Source organism: Gibbsiella quercinecans (assembly GCF_002291425.1).
In the GTDB taxonomy this organism is placed as follows: Bacteria; Pseudomonadota; Gammaproteobacteria; order Enterobacterales; family Enterobacteriaceae; genus Gibbsiella; species Gibbsiella quercinecans.
Genome location: NZ_CP014136.1, coordinates 1,107,837 through 1,123,214 on the forward strand (window position 1 = coordinate 1,107,837; position 15,378 = coordinate 1,123,214).

Genomic DNA, 15,378 nt, shown 5'->3' on the forward strand with positions numbered 1-15,378 from the left:
TTCATTATCAGGTTCGCTTCCCTAATTGGCGCCAGCGTGGCAGCCCAAACATATTGACCGCCATGCCGCACAGCACCAGCAGCGCGCCGGCGGTCTGTAGCGCCGACAATGCTTCCCCCACAATAGCCCAGGCGCCAATCAACCCGACCAACGGCACCAACAGTGCCAGCGGCGCCACACGCCAGGTTTCGTAGCGCGCCAACAGACTGCCCCACACTGAATAGCCGAACAGTGTGGCGGCAAAGGCCAGATACAGCACCACCAATACACTGCTTAACTGCGGGTGAACCAAGCTGGCGACAACCTGCAAGCGATCGTCAAATAGCCAACTGCATGCCAAAAACGGTAACACCGGGATCAAGGCACTCCATACCACCAACGGCAGGATCCCCTGTTGCGGAAACGTCGCCATAATTTTTTTGTTGGCCATATTGCCCAGCGCCCAGGAAAACGCGGCGCCAAGCGTCAGCAACAAGCCGGCCAGCGGCACGGCGCTGCCGCCCAGTTGGTGGCGCAGGCTAGCGAGGGCCAGCAATAGCATCCCCGCACAGGCAACAGCGATACCGGCCAGGTGATTGGCACGCAGTTTATCCCCCATCAGCACCATCCCCAGCAGCAGGGTAAAGAACACCTGGGCCTGGATCACCAGCGAAGCCAACCCGGCCGGCATCCCCAGCTTAATCGCAAGAAACAGGAGGGCGAACTGACCAAAGCTCATGGTAAGGCCATAATAAACCAGCCACGTCCAAGGCAATTTGGGGCGAGGAATAAAGAAGATTGCCGGTACCCCTACCAGCAAAAAACGTAGACCGGCCAGCAGAAACGGCGGCACACCCTGTAGCCCGTATTTGATTACGACAAAATTCATGCCCCAGATAACCACAACCAACAGCGCCAGCAACCGATCGCGTAACGTCATGTTCCCCCACCATTCCTGATTAACACACCTCATCGCAGACTACAGTGAAATGCCGTGGGGCAATACATACAGATCTGTGCAATCTTCAGCAACACAGGCTGTAGGCAAAACGCACCCGCGCTATCCCGCAGGCGCATTATGGTATTATGTTAGCCAGAGGTTTACTCAGCCCCACGCCTTCAAGGCGCACCGGCCGGCTTTCCCCTGATTGTCACTCTGCCTGATTAGGGTGGCAGGAAAACCAGTGCACACACGGCTTGAAGGATGACCAACATATTCAACCAATGGATCCGCTATGGCATATATCCCGAAAAACTACGCGAAGCTGGAAATGGGCTACCGCGAAAAAGCGCTGAAACTGTTCCCCTGGGTGTGTGGGCGCTGTTCACGCGAGTTTGTTTACTCCAACCTGCGTGAACTGACGGTGCACCACATCGATCACGATCACAGTAATAATCCGGAAGACGGCAGTAACTGGGAAATGCTGTGTCTGTATTGCCATGACCACGAACATGAAAAATATACGCAGGCGGATTTATACGGCACAACGGTCGTGGCCGGGGAAGATGCGCAAAAAGACGTGGGCGTGGCCACGCACAACCCATTCGCCAACCTGAAAGCCATGATGAAAAAATAACGCCGGCGAAATGCCGCCCGGCGTGATTGCCGGTTGCAACCGCACCGGCAATAAGTTACCAACCCAATAAGTTACTAGCTTAATAAGCCAATAACTTATCACTTCTGTTTTCCCGGAACATTCCTACTTACCCGCAGGGCACTTTGCCAGCAAAATATCGGCTCAGGCCAATAAAATCGCAGCTTGGCAAGCGCCAATCGTTAAGGCATATTGTTAAAGGTAGCGCTTATTAGCCTGTTTAATTATCAACCTATCAAGCAACTAACTTAATAAGTTATCAGCTTAATAATTTAAGAGATGGCAGTATGATTGTTTTGATTGGCTCCCAAAAGGGCGGCGTCGGGAAATCGACAAAGGCAGTAAATATTGCCGGTTACTTAATTCTCAAGCAGGGCAAAACGGCGATCATCGTTGATGCCGACGACCAGAAATCGATCATGACCTGGTACAACGATCGGCAAAACGTTGGCGGCCTGCCGCACATCCCTGTCGTTGCCGCTTCAGGAAAGATCAAAGAAACGCTGCTGGAATTGGATCGCCATTACGACTATGTGATTGTCGATACCGCCGGGCGGGACAGCGCCGAATTGCGTTCCGGCCTGTTGGCGGCCGATTTGTTCCTCTCCCCGCTGCGCCCTTCGCAGATGGATCTGGATACCATCGGCTACCTTTCGGAAATGTTCTCTACCGCGCAGGAATATAATGAAAAGGTGAAAGGCTACATTGTGTTGAACATGTGCCCGACCAACATCTTCATCAATGAAGCCAATGAAGCGGCGGAAGTGTTAAGCGAATACCCGGAGTTTACGCTGGTGAACAACCGCCTGTGCGATCGCAAAATCTACCGCGATGCCTGGGGCGAAGCGATCACTATTCACGAAGCCAATAATGAAAAAGCGCAAAATGAGATTGAAAGCCTGGTCAAGGAAGTCATCTTATGAAAAAACGCACGCCAACCCAGCGAATGACGGAAGATGAGTTTATCAATAGCGCCACATCCCATACGCTGGCGGTTCCTGCGGTTGAAAGCAAACCGCAAGGGCGCAAACGCACTTATAAAGCCATCTCGGTTAGCCTGACCGACAGCCATGTTGAGATGATTGACGAAATTATCGTGCTGGCGGCGCGCAACGGTATTGTGCGCATTACCCGTTCTGACGTGATTAAGCTGGCGATTGACGGTCTGGCGGGCAACAACGAAGCACAGCTGTTGGCATTGCTGAAAGCACGCAGTTAACTTATTAAGCTATTAGCTAAGTAAGCTAATAGCTATGCTGTACGGCCCCTCACCCCAACCCTCTCCCCCAGGGAGAGGGAGCAGATAGTGCCCGTTAGTAGGCTCCTTTTCCATTCACCAAAGCCGTATCCAGCACCAGGATTTTCTTATCCGTTAACCAGAGCTACATCCAACACCGGGCTATCCCCTCTCCCGCTGGGAGAGGGTTAGGGTGAGGGAAAAGAGCAAAGCTTATTGCAGGCTAAAACTCTGCTGCAACAGATTATCGGAATCCAGGCCCACAAACACAGTAAACTGACCTGGCTCGGCGCCCCACTTCAGGCTGGCATTATAAAACTTGAGATCGTCTTCGGTGATGGGCAATTCAACCCGCTGCGTCTCACCGGCCTTCAACATCACCTTTTTAAAATTGCGCAGTTCCTTCACTGGGCGGCTGACCGATGCGGCGACATCCTGCACATACAGCTGCACGATCGTAGCGCCGTCATACTTACCGGTGTTTTTCAGCGTTACGCTGGCGGTGATTTTGCCGTTACGCGCCATCTGCGAGCCAGACAACTTCAGATCCGTCAGGCTGAAGGTGGTATAGCTCAAGCCATAGCCGAACGGATACAGCGGCCCATTCGGCGAATCAAAGTAGCGCGAAGTGTACTTGTTCGGCTTATCAGGGTTAAATGGCCGGCCGGTATTCAGATGGTTGTAATACATCGGGATCTGCCCGACGGAACGCGGGAAAGTCATCGGCAGCTTGCCCGAAGGGTTATAATCGCCGAACAGCACATCGGCTATCGCATTGCCCCCCTCCGTGCCGCTGAACCAGGTTTCCAACATCGCATCGGCCTGTTGGCTTTCCCAGCTTAGCGCCAACGGGCGGCCATTCATCAGCACCAGCACCAGGGGCTTGCCGGTGGCTTTCAGGGCGGCGATCAGATCGCGCTGGCTCTGCGGGATAGTAATGTCGGCACGGCTGGATGCTTCATGCGCCATCCCCTGCGATTCCCCGACGACGGCCACGATCACATCGGCCTGCCGGGCTACCGCCAGCGCTTCATCAAGCATCTGCTGCGGCGGGCGATCATCAAACACCACCGCCGGCTCATACAGGTTCAGATAATCAATAATGCTTTTATCCTGAGTAATATTCGCGCCTTTGGCATACAGAATTTTTGCCTTATCACCCACCACATTTTGCAAGCCGGCGCGCAGGGTGATCGACTGCTTGACCACTCCAGCGGCCGACCAGCTGCCCATCACGTCACGCTGGCTGTCGGCCAACGGCCCAATAAGGGCAATAGTGCCCTGTTTGCGCAGCGGCAGCGTCTGGCGATCGTTCTTCAACAGCACCATGGTTGTTCGCGCCACTTCGCGGGCTTCGGCCCGGTGCAGGCGGCTTTCCGCATTGGTATCCTGTGGATCGCTGCCGACCGGGCCAAGATGCGCATAAGGATCATTAAACAGCCCCATGGCATATTTGGTGTTCAGCACATTGCGGCAGGCGCGATCGATATCGCTTTCCTTCACCAGGCCCGCTTTCACCAGCCCCGGCAGATACTTATCGTAGAACTCATCGCTCATGCTCATATCCACGCCGGAGGTGATCGCCAGGCGCACCGCATCACGCGCATCCATCGCCACGCCGTGCTTGATCAGCTCTTTGATGGCGCCGTGATCGCTGATGGTGATCCCGCCGAAGCCCCACTGGTTGCGCAGTAAATCCTTCAGCAGCCACGGGTTCGCGGTGGCGGGTATGCCGTTAATCGAGTTGAGCGACACCATCACCCCGCCGCTGCCGGCATCGATCGCCGCCCGGTAAGGCGGCAGATAGTCCTGATACATCCGCAGCGGGCTCATGTCGACGGTGTTGTAATCACGCCCACCTTCCGTAGCGCCGTACAGCGCAAAATGCTTGACGCTGGCCATCACCGCCCCCGGTTTGGCCGGATCGCCATTTTGCAGATTATCCACCATCAGCCGGGCAATCTTTGACACCAGCCAGGTGTCTTCGCCAAAGCCTTCCGACACCCTTCCCCAGCGCGGATCGCGCGTGATATCCACCATTGGCGCAAACGTCATGTTCAGGCCGTCATCGCTGGCTTCCATGGCGGCGATACGGGCACTCTGGGCGATAGCCTGCGTATCAAAACTGGCCGCCAGCCCTAGGCTTATCGGGAAGATGGTTCGCTGTCCGTGTACAACGTCATAGGCAAAGAAAAGAGGAATTTTCAGACGGCTGAGCTGCATCGCCTGATCCTGCATCACCCGGATATCCGGCCGGGTCACCGTATTGAAAATCGCGCCAATCTGCCCTTTGCGGATCCCTTCCCGAATCACTTCTTTCGGGTTATCCGGCCCCACGCTGATTAAACGCAACTGGCCGATTTTCTCTTCAAGCGTCATCTGCCCCATCAGTTTGGCAATAAATGCATCACGCTGTTGAACATTGATTCCTTGCGTTGCGCCCGTTCCTTGCGCAAATGCCGGGCTGATGGCCAGACCGGCTAACACACGCACCACACAGAGCCATTTCATATTGTTATCTCAGGCGACTGCCGCCGCTACCAGCGGACAGAATGATTGATCGACGTGAAGAAATAGTTTGCCACAGGCCTTTTCGCAGCATAAACAATTAGTAGGAATAATATTTACAAAGCATTACCGGCGTGAGCGGAGCGATATTGCGCCTGGCGTTCACGGCTGCTTTGCGCCTCGCGGCTCAACCACCCCACCAATGCCGCCAGCGCGGCCGGCATCACTGCTCTTTCAGGATAGACCAGATAATACGCGGCGCCACTGACCACGCTAACGGGAAATGGCGTAACGATGCGGCCGGCCTGAAGATCGTCTTCCAACAGGCAGGGATCGCCGATAGCGATGCCGAACCCTTGCAGCGCAGCGCTCATCGCCAGATCAAGCGTGTCAAAATGCTGTGCTTTGGCCGCCGGCGGCCCTTTTTGCCCGGCGGCCTTCAGCCAACGCAGCCAGTCACGGCGATCGCGCGTGGGGTGCAACAGGATTTTCCCCGTCAAATCCTCCAGGGTGGGAGCACGGCCCAAATCGGCCAAATAAGACGGCGTGCAGACCGGCGTAAGCACCTCGTCAAACAGCAGGTGCGCCGCCAACCGCTTGCCTGGCGGCGGCCCGAACACCACCGCGGCGTCAAAACTCTCGGTGCTGAAATCCAGCCCGTGCGAAACCGCAGCGGTTAATTCGATGTGCATTTCCGGCCGTTCATTCTGCAAACGAATAATACGCGGCAACACCCAGCGCATGGCGCAGGTCGGGCATTTAATACGCAGAGTACCGGGCTGCGCGCTGACGCTGACCAGCGCTTCTTCCAGTTGCCCCAGCGCCTGTTGTACCGGCGCCAGCAGCTTCGCCCCTTGCGGCGTGAGCGCCAGGCCGCGCGCGCGCCGGCTGAACAGCGGATAGCCCAACTGCCGCTCCAGGCCCAGAATCTGGCGGCTGACGGCCCCCTGGGTCAGGTGTAATGCGTTGGCGGCATGGGTAAAATTCAGCCGCTGCGCCACCACGACGAAGGTTTTCAATACATCAAGCGACGGCAGTGATGACTGCATAACGGCTCCCGTAAGCCATGATCTGAATGCATGGCAAGTATGACAAAGTTTCCCTTGTTAGCCCAAAGGTTTCTGATGCCTAATCAAACAATCGCCCATGCTTAAACAGGAGTCCCTCATGCAGAGCGCCTGCTCACAACGTTCAAAACTACCGGACGTTGGCACCACTATTTTTACCGTGATCGGCCAGCTTAGCGCTGAACATCAGGCTCTTAACCTGTCGCAGGGCGCACCGAATTTCGCCTGCGCGCCCGAACTGACCGAAGCTGTGGCGCAAGCCATGCGCGCGGGTCATAACCAGTATGCGCCGATGAGCGGTGTGGCGGCATTGCGCGCGGCGTTGGCGGCAAAGATTGAAAAATTATATGGCGCACGCTATCACCCCGATGATGAAATCACCGTGATCGCCAGCGCCAGCGAAGGGTTATATTCCTCAATCAGCGCGCTGGTGCACCCGGGCGATGAGGTGATCTACTTTGAGCCGGCGTTTGACAGCTATGCCCCGATCGTGCGCCTGCAGGGCGCCACGCCGGTGGCGATCGCGCTCTCGCTGGAAGATTTTCACATTGATTGGGATCAAGTGGCCGCCGCCATCAACGGCAACACGCGCATGATCATTATCAATAGCCCGCACAACCCCAGCGGCAACGTGCTGAATGAACATGATATTGAACGATTGATCGCGCTAACGCGCAATACTGATATCGTGATCCTGTCCGACGAAGTTTATGAACACGTGGTGTTCGACGGCCAACTCCACCACAGCATGGCGCGCCACCCGCAGTTAGCTGAACGCAGCGTGGTGGTCTCTTCCTTTGGCAAAACCTACCACGTGACTGGCTGGCGCGTGGGTTACTGCATGGCGCCAGCCGCGCTGATGGATGAGATTCGTAAAGTGCACCAGTTTATGGTGTTCTCGGCCGACACCCCGATGCAATATGCCTTTGCCGCGGCGCTGGCCGATGCGCAAAGCTATCTGGGGCTGGCTGCGTTTTACCAGCAAAAGCGCGATCTGCTGGCCAACGCGCTGAAAGATTCGCGTTTTGAACTGCTGCCAAGCCGCGGGAGCTTCTTTATGCTGGCGCGCTTTAGCGGTTTCAGCAATGAAAGCGATAACGACTTTGCGGTGCGCCTGATCCGCGAAGCCAAGGTCGCAACCATTCCGCTGTCGGCGTTTTACAGCAACGGCACGGACACCGGCATCATTCGGTTAAGCTTCTCTAAAGATAACGATACCCTGCTCGAAGGCGCCCGCCGCCTGTGCCAGGTATAATCCATTGCACGCTGACTACGGGAAAAGAACACAGATGAAAAACTCACTGAAAATGCTGATTGCCGCCGGCTGCCTGCTGGCAAGTGGCGCAACCCTGGGCGCGGAACAAAGCATGCGTTTTGGCCTGGAGGCATTGTATCCGCCGTTCGAATCAAAGTCCGCCAGCGGGCAGTTGGAAGGCTTCGATATTGATTTGGGCAACGCGGTGTGCGCGGCAGCGAAACTGAAATGCAGCTGGGTGGAGGCATCGTTTGACAGCCTGATCCCGGCGCTGCAGGCACGCAAATTCGACGTTATCAATTCGGCGATGAACATCACCCAGCAGCGCAAACAGGCGATTGATTTCACCAATGCCATCTACCAAGTGCCGAACCGCCTGATTGCCAAAGCAGACAGCGGCCTGAAGCCAGATGCACAGTCGCTGGCCGGTAAAAGCGTCGGCGTGTTGCAAGGCTCAATCCAGGAGAGCTACGCCAAGGCGCACTGGGCGCCGAAAGGGGTGAACGTGGTTTCTTATCAGGATCAAAACCAGGTTTATCTGGATCTGACCGCCGGCCGCCTTGACGCCACCTTGATCATGGCTCCAGCAGGCCAGGGCGGCTTCCTCGATCGGCCGGATGGCAAAGGGTTTGCGTTCGTTGGCGATACGGTACACGACGAGAAAATCTTCGGTGAAGGCATCGCCTTCGGCCTGCGTAAAGGCGATGACGCGCTGCGCAACAAGCTGAACGCCGCCATTGCCGAAGTTCAGCAGCAGGGCACGATCAATACGCTGGCGAAGAAGTATTTTGGCGATATTGATGTGACGGTGAAGTAACCCCCCTCACCCTAACCCTCTCCCACAGGGAGAGGGGATTGAATGTGCACACATTACCTTCAGAGAACGGCCCCTCACCCTAACCCTCTCCCACAGGGAGAGGGAACGGAATGTGCACACATTGCCTTCAGAGAACGGCCCCTCACCCTGACCCTCTCCCACAGGGAGTGGGAACTGAATGTGCACGCATTGCTTTCAGAGAACGGGCCCTCACCCTAACCCTCTCCCAGTGGGAGAGGGAACTGAATGTGCACACATTGCCTTCAGAGAACAGCCCTCACCCTAACCCTCTCCCACTGGGAGAGGGAACTGAATGTGCACGCATTGCTTTCAGAGAACGGGCCCTCACCCTAACCCTCTCCCAGTGGGAGAGGGGACTGAATGTGCACATATCATCTTTGGGGGTGAGTACTCCCGCCTCCCCATAAAAGCCGGCAGGATAACGCTTTACGGATAACAACACCTGAACGGCTCCCTCTCCCTGTGGGAGAGGGCCGGGGTGAGGGCAGAAGGTGAAGGGTACTAACTGCGATCGAACACCGAGCTTTGCAATGCGCGATCCTGCTGATGGCGTTCCAGCGCCAGCTCGATCAACGTCGTAATCAGTTGGGTGTAACTCACGCCGCTGGCGCCCCACAGCTTAGGGTACATACTGATATTGGTGAACCCCGGCAACGTATTAATTTCGTTGACAATCACGTTGTTATCCGGCGTCAGGAACACATCGACGCGCGCCATGCCCGTGCAGTCCAGCGCGCGAAACGTCTTCAACGCCACATCGCGGATTTTATCGCTGGCCTCGGATGAAATCGCCGCCGGCACCATCACCTGCGCGCCCTGCTCATTGATGTACTTGGTGTCGTAAGAGTAAAACTCATCGCTCAACACAATTTCACCGCACACGCTGGCCTGCGGCTCATCATTGCCGAGCACGGCGCATTCGATCTCACGGCCAACAATGGCGGATTCCACCAGCACCTTGTGATCAAAGCTAAATGCCAGCGCCACCGCCTGCTCAAACTCTGCCTGGTTTTTCACTTTGCTAACGCCGACCGAAGAGCCCTGGTTAGCCGGCTTGATAAACAGCGGCAGGCCCAGGCTATCACTCACTTGTTCAAAGCTGAATTTGCTGCGGTTACTGCGCGTTAAGGTCACAAACGGCGCCACGGCCAGCCCAGCATCGCGCAGCAGGCGTTTGGTGACGTCTTTATCCATGCTGACCGCAGAGCCAAGCACCCCGGCCCCGACGAACGGAATATTGGCCATACGCAACAGCCCTTGCAACGAGCCGTCTTCGCCCAGCGTACCGTGCACGATCGGGAACACCACATCAAGCTGGGTCAGCGCGCCGGCGCTACCGGCCTCGATTAACTGCTGTTTTTCCTGGCCCGGGATCAGCGCAACATTTTTATTGGAGTGGTTGAGTGCGATCAACGCCGGGTTTTCCGCATGCAGCAGATAGTTGGACGCATCATTGATATGCCATTGCCCTTGCTTATCGATCCCCAACAGCGTGACGTCGAATTTCTCTTTGTCGATGGCATCCACAATGTTTTTTGCCGATTGCAACGAAACCTCATGCTCCGCCGATTTACCGCCAAAAATCACCCCAACACGTAATTTAGCCACGCCTGCAATCCTTCTGAAAAGTCATGTAAAAAGCTGTAATCACAATAAACGCAATGCCCGGCATCGGCAATCATTGGCTGCGCAATTATCATGGCAAAACCGGTGGCCGGCGGCAAAGCGGCTAAAATAGCGACGAGCCGCACGATATTGTAAACAGATTGTACAAATGTAACATTCCACCGCGCCGTTGACACAACTCTTTGCTATGCTCAACCCTGTCATTTGCGAAGGCACTTCCAGCATGGAAAGTTACCGCCGCACCGCCGCGTTCAGCGCCAATGAATGGTACCCCATCCCGGCCACTCATCCTTCCGCCAGCGGGCGTTGCGCTCGCACAACACAGAACCACGTGGCCGGTCATCTGACCACGCCGGCGTTGCACCTATCAGCCAATGCAGCGCCGCCACCGCCCCAAACGCTTGTTATCAATACTGAAAGCGGGGATTTGGGACAACATTGTATGTCACAGGGAGTATGCATCATGCAGTCCGCAAGTCAGGAAAATCAGGAATTTATCAAACAACTGAAAAATATTGTCGGCAGCGCCCAGGTGCTTACCGGCGAGCGCGATACCGAACGCTATCGTAAAGGGTTCCGCTCCGGCGGCGGCAACGCGCTGGCGGTGGTGTTTCCCAACCGCCTGTTGCATATCTGGCAGATCCTGCAGGCCTGCGTCGCCGCAGACAAAATCGTCATCATGCAAGCCGCCAATACCGGCCTGACCGAAGGTTCAACGCCAAGCGGCGATGATTACGGTCGCGACATCGTTATCATCAGCACCCTGCGCCTGGATCATATTCAGGTGCTGGATAACGGTAAACAGGTGATCAGCTTCCCCGGCGGCACCCTGTACAAACTGGAAAAAGTGCTCAAACCCTATGGCCGTGAACCGCACTCAGTCATCGGCTCTTCCTGTATCGGCGCTTCGGTAGTGGGCGGCGTGTGCAATAACTCCGGCGGTTCGCTGGTTAAACGCGGGCCGGCCTATACCGAAATGGCGCTGTTCGCCCAACTGGATGCCGATGGGCAACTGCGGCTGGTCAACCATCTTGGCATTAAGCTGGGCAGCACGCCGGAAGAAATTTTAACCAGGCTCGAGCAAGGCGACTATCGCCCGGAAGACGTGGAACATAGCGGCCATCAGGCTTCCGATCACGAGTATGCCCAGCGGGTGCGCGATGTGGATGCCGATACCCCTTCCCGCTTTAATGCGGATAAGCGCCGGCTGTACGAGGCCGCCGGCTGTGCCGGCAAGCTGGCGGTATTCGCCGTGCGGCTGGACACCTTCGAGAAGGAAAACCAGCAGCAGGTGTTCTACATTGGCACCAACCATACCGAAGTGTTGACCGAGCTGCGCCGCCATATTCTCAGCCAGTTCAGCAACCTGCCGGTGGCCGGTGAATATATGCACCGCGATATTTTCGATATTGCTGAAGTGTACGGCAAAGACACCTTTATCATGATCGACAAACTCGGCACCGATCAAATGCCGCGCTTCTTTACCCTGAAGGGCCGGCTGGACGCCAGTTTCAACAAGTTGCCGCTGCTGCCGCACAACCTGACCGATCGGGTGATGCAGGGGCTGAGCCACCTGGTGCCCAACCACCTGCCGAAACGGATGAAGGAATACCGCGATCGCTTCGAACACCATCTGCTGCTGAAAATGTCAGGGGCAGGGATAGAGGAAGCGCATACTTACCTGAAAACCTATTTTGCCCAGGCCGAGGGGGAGTTCTTCGTCTGCACAGAGGAAGAAGGCAAGAAAGCCTTTCTACACCGTTTCGCTGCCGCCGGGGCGGCGGTGCGCTACCATGCCGTCCACGCCAATGAGGTGGAAAACATTCTGCCGTTGGACATCGCCTTGCGCCGTAACGATACCGAATGGTTTGAAACCCTGCCGCCGGAGATCGACAGCCAACTGGTGTACAAGCTGTATTACGGCCACTTTATGTGCCACGTGTTCCATCAGGATTACGTCGTGAAGAAAGGGGTGGATACCCACCAGTTGAAAGAGCAAATGCTGGCGCTGCTTGATAAGCGTGGCGCAGAATACCCGGCCGAGCACAACGTCGGCCACCTGTACCACGCCAAACCGGCGTTGAAGGCCTTTTACCAAGCCGCCGACCCAACCAATAGCTTTAATCCGGGCATAGGCAAAACCAGCAAGTTGAAAAACTGGCAGGGCGACGGCCACTAACGCCGGCCCCGGCACACGCCCCGGCGCTAATCCGCTGGGGCGTTCGACAACGCCAGGGTCAGAACAACCACGAACCATACCCCCACAGCACCACCGTCAGGCCAAGCATCAGCTCAAGCACCAGGATCCCAATGGCGAAGGTGGAGCTTGAGAAGATAAACCCTTCCTGGCTATCAATATTCAGGAAATGCGGAATGCCCAGATACAGCAGGTAGCCGGAATAGCACAGCCCGATAATACCGACAAACAAACACAGCCATACCATCGGGTACAGGGCGACCACACCGCTAAGGAACATCGGTGTCGCTACGTAGCCGGCAAACACCATGCAGCGGTGCAGGCTCGGGCGTGAATCATAACGCCGCGCCATCCAGTGAATCACCTGCCCCATCACCGCAACGCCCGCCAGCATCAACACATAAAACAGCAATGCGGCAAATAACGCCGCCGGGATGCCCAGCCGTATGGCGTGCCCGCCGCCGGAAAGCCACCCCAGTTGGGTGGTGCCGATAAAGGCGCAGATCACCGGAACCGCGGCCAGTAACAGCACGTGATGTGTATAGAGGTGTGCGATCGACTCGTTCTCGCGTTTTATCTGTTTGAATTCGGTAGCAGGATGCGCCAGCAACCCCCAAACATGATTGACCATAATCCCCTCCCCCACATTTTGCCGCAGTATGCCCGCGGCGGGTGACTCACCCGGCCACGAAATGGCTTCGCTTAATCGCCAGTGTCAGTACAAATTATAGTCAATCAATCACCACTCGCACGCCTCGCCGCCGTTGTTTTATAATCAAGCCACCGCTCCCCGCTGAGGAACCTTATGCCATCTTCCCTGCGTACCCTTCAGGCAGGCATCGTCGATGTTGAAACCGGTGAAAACGTCACGGTGATCGAACCCTGCAACCTGTACGGCTGCCATCTTAGCGATGGGGTGTTTATTGGCCCGTTTGTTGAGATCCAGCGCAATACCTGCATTGGCGCCCGCAGCAAAGTGCAATCCCACAGTTTTATCTGTGAATACGTGACCATCGGCGAGGATTGTTTTATCGGCCACGGCGTGATGTTCGCTAACGATCTGTTCAAACAGGGCGCGCCGGACGCTAACCCAGAAAGCTGGGGGCGCACCTGGATTGGCGATCGGGTTTCTATCGGCTCCGGCGCGACCATTCTGGCGGTAACCATCTGCAGCGGAGCGGTAATCGGCGCCGGGGCGGTGGTGACTCATGACATCGCCCGCAAGGGCATTTACGCCGGCAACCCGGCAAGGCTATTAAGAGCGCTGCCCTAAACTTGCGCCATGCCCCCAATAAACAGGTATCCGATGACGCTCGATCCGCAAACCTTGCATACCCTTCAGGCCTGCCTCGCGCTACGCGCGGCCACCCCGCCAGGCGCCGCCAAAGGTGAGCTGCGCGCCCTGCTGGCGCAGCAATTCCTGGGGCTCCCCTATGCGGCCAACCAGCTTGTCGGCTCGGCGACGGTGCCGGAACGGTTAATCATCGATTTCCGCGGGCTGGACTGCTTTACCTTGCTCGATTATGTCGCCGCGCTGGGTGTATCAGACAGCGTAGCCGCGTTTATACAAAACCTGATCGAAACCCGCTATGCCGACGGTGAAATCAGCTTCCCCCAGCGCAAGCATTTCTTTAGCGACTGGGCCTGCCGCAGCAAAGTCGTGGCCCGCGACATCACGGCCCTGATCGGTTCACTGGCCGTAACGGTCGAAAAAAGCCTTAACCAAAAGGCCGACGGGGGCGTTTACCTGGCAGGCCTGCCGGTGGTGGCGCGCACCATCACCCATATCCCCGGCACAGACGTCGACGCAGGCTGCATCTCCCGCCTGCGCAGCGGTGATTACATCGGCATTTACACCCCGCTCGCCGGTTTGGACGTCACCCACGTCGGCATTCTGGTACACACCGCCGCCGGGCCGGTGCTGCGCCATGCATCCTCTCACCCAAGCCGGCACAAAGTGGTCGATTCCCCTTTTATCGAATACGTCAGGGCCACCTCAGGCATCGTGGTGCTGCGGCCAGAATAATAATTAATGGTTATGAGCCATAGCCACTTATGCTTAAGGGCTGTTTGACATCGCTCCGGCCCTGCGCTTAGCTATCAGCACAAAAACCACATTTTTTCATTGTTTTTCAGGGAGTAGATTATGGCAACCCGCTGGCGCTACGGCGCATTGGCAGCGGCTCTGGCGGCAACGTTGCTGCTGCAGGGCTGCGATCGGAAATCGGATCAAAATCATATCAAGGTCGGCGTGATCAACGGCGCCGAGCAGGACGTGGCGGAAGTCGCCAAACAGGTAGCGAAACAAAAATATGGCCTGGATGTCGAGCTGGTCGGCTTTAGTGGCTCGCTGCTGCCGAACGACGCTACCGACAAAGGTGAGCTGGACGCCAATGTGTTTCAACACCGCCCGTTCCTGGAACAGCAAAACCGCGATCATGGCTACAAGCTGGTGGCGGTAGGCAATACCTTCGTGTTCCCCATGGCCGGTTATTCGAAAAAGATCAAATCGGTGCAAGCGCTGCAGGATGGTGACGTGATTGCGATCCCAAACGATCCCACCAATCTGGGCCGCGCATTGCTGCTGCTGCAAAAAACCGGGCTTATTACGCTGAAGCCAGGTAAGGGCTTATTACCCACCGCACTGGATATCAGCGCTAACCCGCACAACTACCAGATCATGGAGCTGGAAGGCGCCCAATTGCCGCACGTGCTGGACGATCCCAAAGTGACGGTGGCGATTATCAGCACTACCTACATTAACCAAATCGGCCTGACGCCAACCAAAGACGGGATCTTCATCGAAGATAAAGATTCGCCGTACACCAATATCGTGGTCGCACGTGAAGACAATAAAGACGCGCAAAATGTGCAGAACTTCGTCAAAGCCTATGAGTCGGACGAAGTCGCCGCCGCCGCGGAAAAAATCTTCAACGGCGGCGCAGTTAAAGGCTGGTAACTCCCGCGCTCTGCTCCTCCCGGCGGGAGGAGCCCTCTTTTTTGCCGTGATCGGCAACAACAGCAAATAATCCGCTATCCAGCGCTTGACCCTGACGCCGCGTCAGGCAGTAATCTG

The 15,378-nt window shown here is 56.3% G+C and carries 14 protein-coding genes; 9 read left to right on the plus strand and 5 right to left on the minus strand.

Annotated elements, in window-relative coordinates:
- Window positions 1-7: 7 nt before the first annotated feature.
- Complete coding sequence (locus ACN28Q_RS05065; protein ID WP_095845341.1) at window positions 8-919, minus strand: EamA family transporter; 912 nt, start codon at window positions 917-919, stop codon at window positions 8-10.
- A 295-nt stretch (window positions 920-1,214) separates the two neighbouring features.
- Here ACN28Q_RS05065 and yajD point away from each other — a divergent pair, with 295 nt between their 5' ends.
- From yajD to ACN28Q_RS05080, 3 genes are all read left to right on the plus strand, one after another.
- Complete coding sequence (gene yajD / locus ACN28Q_RS05070) at window positions 1,215-1,556, plus strand: HNH nuclease YajD (RefSeq protein ID WP_095845342.1); 342 nt, start codon at window positions 1,215-1,217, stop codon at window positions 1,554-1,556.
- 305 nt (window positions 1,557-1,861) lie between these two features.
- Window positions 1,862-2,497, plus strand: coding sequence for a division plane positioning ATPase MipZ (locus ACN28Q_RS05075; protein WP_095845343.1), 636 nt, complete (start codon window positions 1,862-1,864; stop codon window positions 2,495-2,497).
- On the plus strand, window positions 2,494-2,793 hold the full coding sequence (locus tag ACN28Q_RS05080) for a hypothetical protein (protein ID WP_095845344.1): 300 nt from the start codon (window positions 2,494-2,496) through the stop codon (window positions 2,791-2,793). The genes ACN28Q_RS05075 and ACN28Q_RS05080 overlap by 4 nt, the downstream gene beginning before the upstream one ends.
- A gap of 231 nt (window positions 2,794-3,024) precedes the next feature.
- Here the strand turns inward: ACN28Q_RS05080 and bglX are convergent, their stop codons facing one another.
- Window positions 3,025-5,322, minus strand: a complete 2,298-nt coding sequence (gene bglX, locus ACN28Q_RS05085) for a beta-glucosidase BglX (RefSeq protein WP_095845345.1) — start codon at window positions 5,320-5,322, stop codon at window positions 3,025-3,027.
- Window positions 5,323-5,435: 113 nt separating this feature from the next.
- Window positions 5,436-6,368 (minus strand): LysR substrate-binding domain-containing protein, encoded by a 933-nt coding sequence (locus ACN28Q_RS05090; RefSeq protein WP_095845346.1) that lies wholly within the window; start codon window positions 6,366-6,368, stop codon window positions 5,436-5,438.
- A 118-nt stretch (window positions 6,369-6,486) separates the two neighbouring features.
- Here ACN28Q_RS05090 and ACN28Q_RS05095 point away from each other — a divergent pair, with 118 nt between their 5' ends.
- Window positions 6,487-7,641, plus strand: a complete 1,155-nt coding sequence (locus tag ACN28Q_RS05095; protein ID WP_095845347.1) for a methionine aminotransferase — start codon at window positions 6,487-6,489, stop codon at window positions 7,639-7,641.
- A 34-nt stretch (window positions 7,642-7,675) separates the two neighbouring features.
- Window positions 7,676-8,458, plus strand: a complete 783-nt coding sequence (locus ACN28Q_RS05100; protein WP_095845348.1) for an ABC transporter substrate-binding protein — start codon at window positions 7,676-7,678, stop codon at window positions 8,456-8,458.
- Between the two features lie 522 nt (window positions 8,459-8,980).
- Here ACN28Q_RS05100 and ddlA read toward each other — a convergent pair.
- The gene (gene ddlA / locus ACN28Q_RS05105) at window positions 8,981-10,087 is read right to left on the minus strand and encodes a D-alanine--D-alanine ligase (RefSeq protein ID WP_095845349.1); all 1,107 of its coding nucleotides are present in this window, start codon (window positions 10,085-10,087) and stop codon (window positions 8,981-8,983) included.
- 481 nt (window positions 10,088-10,568) lie between these two features.
- Between ddlA and dld the strand changes: the two genes are divergently transcribed.
- Entirely contained in the window at window positions 10,569-12,284 is a 1,716-nt protein-coding gene (gene dld, locus ACN28Q_RS05110) for a D-lactate dehydrogenase (protein ID WP_095848922.1), read from the plus strand.
- Between the two features lie 58 nt (window positions 12,285-12,342).
- On the opposite strand, the gene ACN28Q_RS05115 is transcribed toward dld, so the two are convergent.
- Window positions 12,343-12,933: a Yip1 family protein gene (locus ACN28Q_RS05115; protein ID WP_095845350.1), complete on the minus strand. Its 591-nt coding sequence runs from the start codon at window positions 12,931-12,933 to the stop codon at window positions 12,343-12,345.
- A gap of 174 nt (window positions 12,934-13,107) precedes the next feature.
- Here ACN28Q_RS05115 and ACN28Q_RS05120 point away from each other — a divergent pair, with 174 nt between their 5' ends.
- The 3 genes from ACN28Q_RS05120 (at window position 13,108) to ACN28Q_RS05130 (ending at window position 15,261) form a co-directional block, all read left to right on the plus strand.
- Window positions 13,108-13,575 carry an acyltransferase gene (locus tag ACN28Q_RS05120; protein WP_095845351.1) on the plus strand — a complete coding sequence of 156 codons (468 nt, stop codon included), beginning with the start codon at window positions 13,108-13,110 and terminating at the stop codon, window positions 13,573-13,575.
- Window positions 13,576-13,608: 33 nt separating this feature from the next.
- Entirely contained in the window at window positions 13,609-14,328 is a 720-nt protein-coding gene (locus ACN28Q_RS05125; protein ID WP_230469394.1) for an N-acetylmuramoyl-L-alanine amidase-like domain-containing protein, read from the plus strand.
- Between the two features lie 120 nt (window positions 14,329-14,448).
- A complete protein-coding gene (locus ACN28Q_RS05130) occupies window positions 14,449-15,261 on the plus strand; it encodes a MetQ/NlpA family lipoprotein (protein WP_095845353.1) in 813 nt (270 codons plus the stop codon).
- Window positions 15,262-15,378: the final 117 nt, after the last annotated feature.

Excerpts from the sequence above, each read along its gene's own strand:
- ACN28Q_RS05120 (WP_095845351.1), top strand. The coding sequence starts at position 13,108 with ATGCCATCTTCCCTGCGTACCCTTCAGGCAGGCATCGTCGATGTTGAA.
- bglX (WP_095845345.1), bottom strand. The coding sequence starts at position 5,322 with ATGAAATGGCTCTGTGTGGTGCGTGTGTTAGCCGGTCTGGCCATCAGC.
- yajD (WP_095845342.1), top strand. The coding sequence starts at position 1,215 with ATGGCATATATCCCGAAAAACTACGCGAAGCTGGAAATGGGCTACCGC.
- ACN28Q_RS05095 (WP_095845347.1), top strand. The coding sequence starts at position 6,487 with ATGCAGAGCGCCTGCTCACAACGTTCAAAACTACCGGACGTTGGCACC.
- ACN28Q_RS05115 (WP_095845350.1), bottom strand. The coding sequence starts at position 12,933 with ATGGTCAATCATGTTTGGGGGTTGCTGGCGCATCCTGCTACCGAATTC.
- ACN28Q_RS05090 (WP_095845346.1), bottom strand. The coding sequence starts at position 6,368 with ATGCAGTCATCACTGCCGTCGCTTGATGTATTGAAAACCTTCGTCGTG.
- ACN28Q_RS05065 (WP_095845341.1), bottom strand. The coding sequence starts at position 919 with ATGACGTTACGCGATCGGTTGCTGGCGCTGTTGGTTGTGGTTATCTGG.
- ACN28Q_RS05130 (WP_095845353.1), top strand. The coding sequence starts at position 14,449 with ATGGCAACCCGCTGGCGCTACGGCGCATTGGCAGCGGCTCTGGCGGCA.
- ACN28Q_RS05125 (WP_230469394.1), top strand. The coding sequence starts at position 13,609 with ATGACGCTCGATCCGCAAACCTTGCATACCCTTCAGGCCTGCCTCGCG.
- ACN28Q_RS05100 (WP_095845348.1), top strand. The coding sequence starts at position 7,676 with ATGAAAAACTCACTGAAAATGCTGATTGCCGCCGGCTGCCTGCTGGCA.
- ACN28Q_RS05075 (WP_095845343.1), top strand. The coding sequence starts at position 1,862 with ATGATTGTTTTGATTGGCTCCCAAAAGGGCGGCGTCGGGAAATCGACA.
- dld (WP_095848922.1), top strand. The coding sequence starts at position 10,569 with ATGCAGTCCGCAAGTCAGGAAAATCAGGAATTTATCAAACAACTGAAA.
- ACN28Q_RS05080 (WP_095845344.1), top strand. The coding sequence starts at position 2,494 with ATGAAAAAACGCACGCCAACCCAGCGAATGACGGAAGATGAGTTTATC.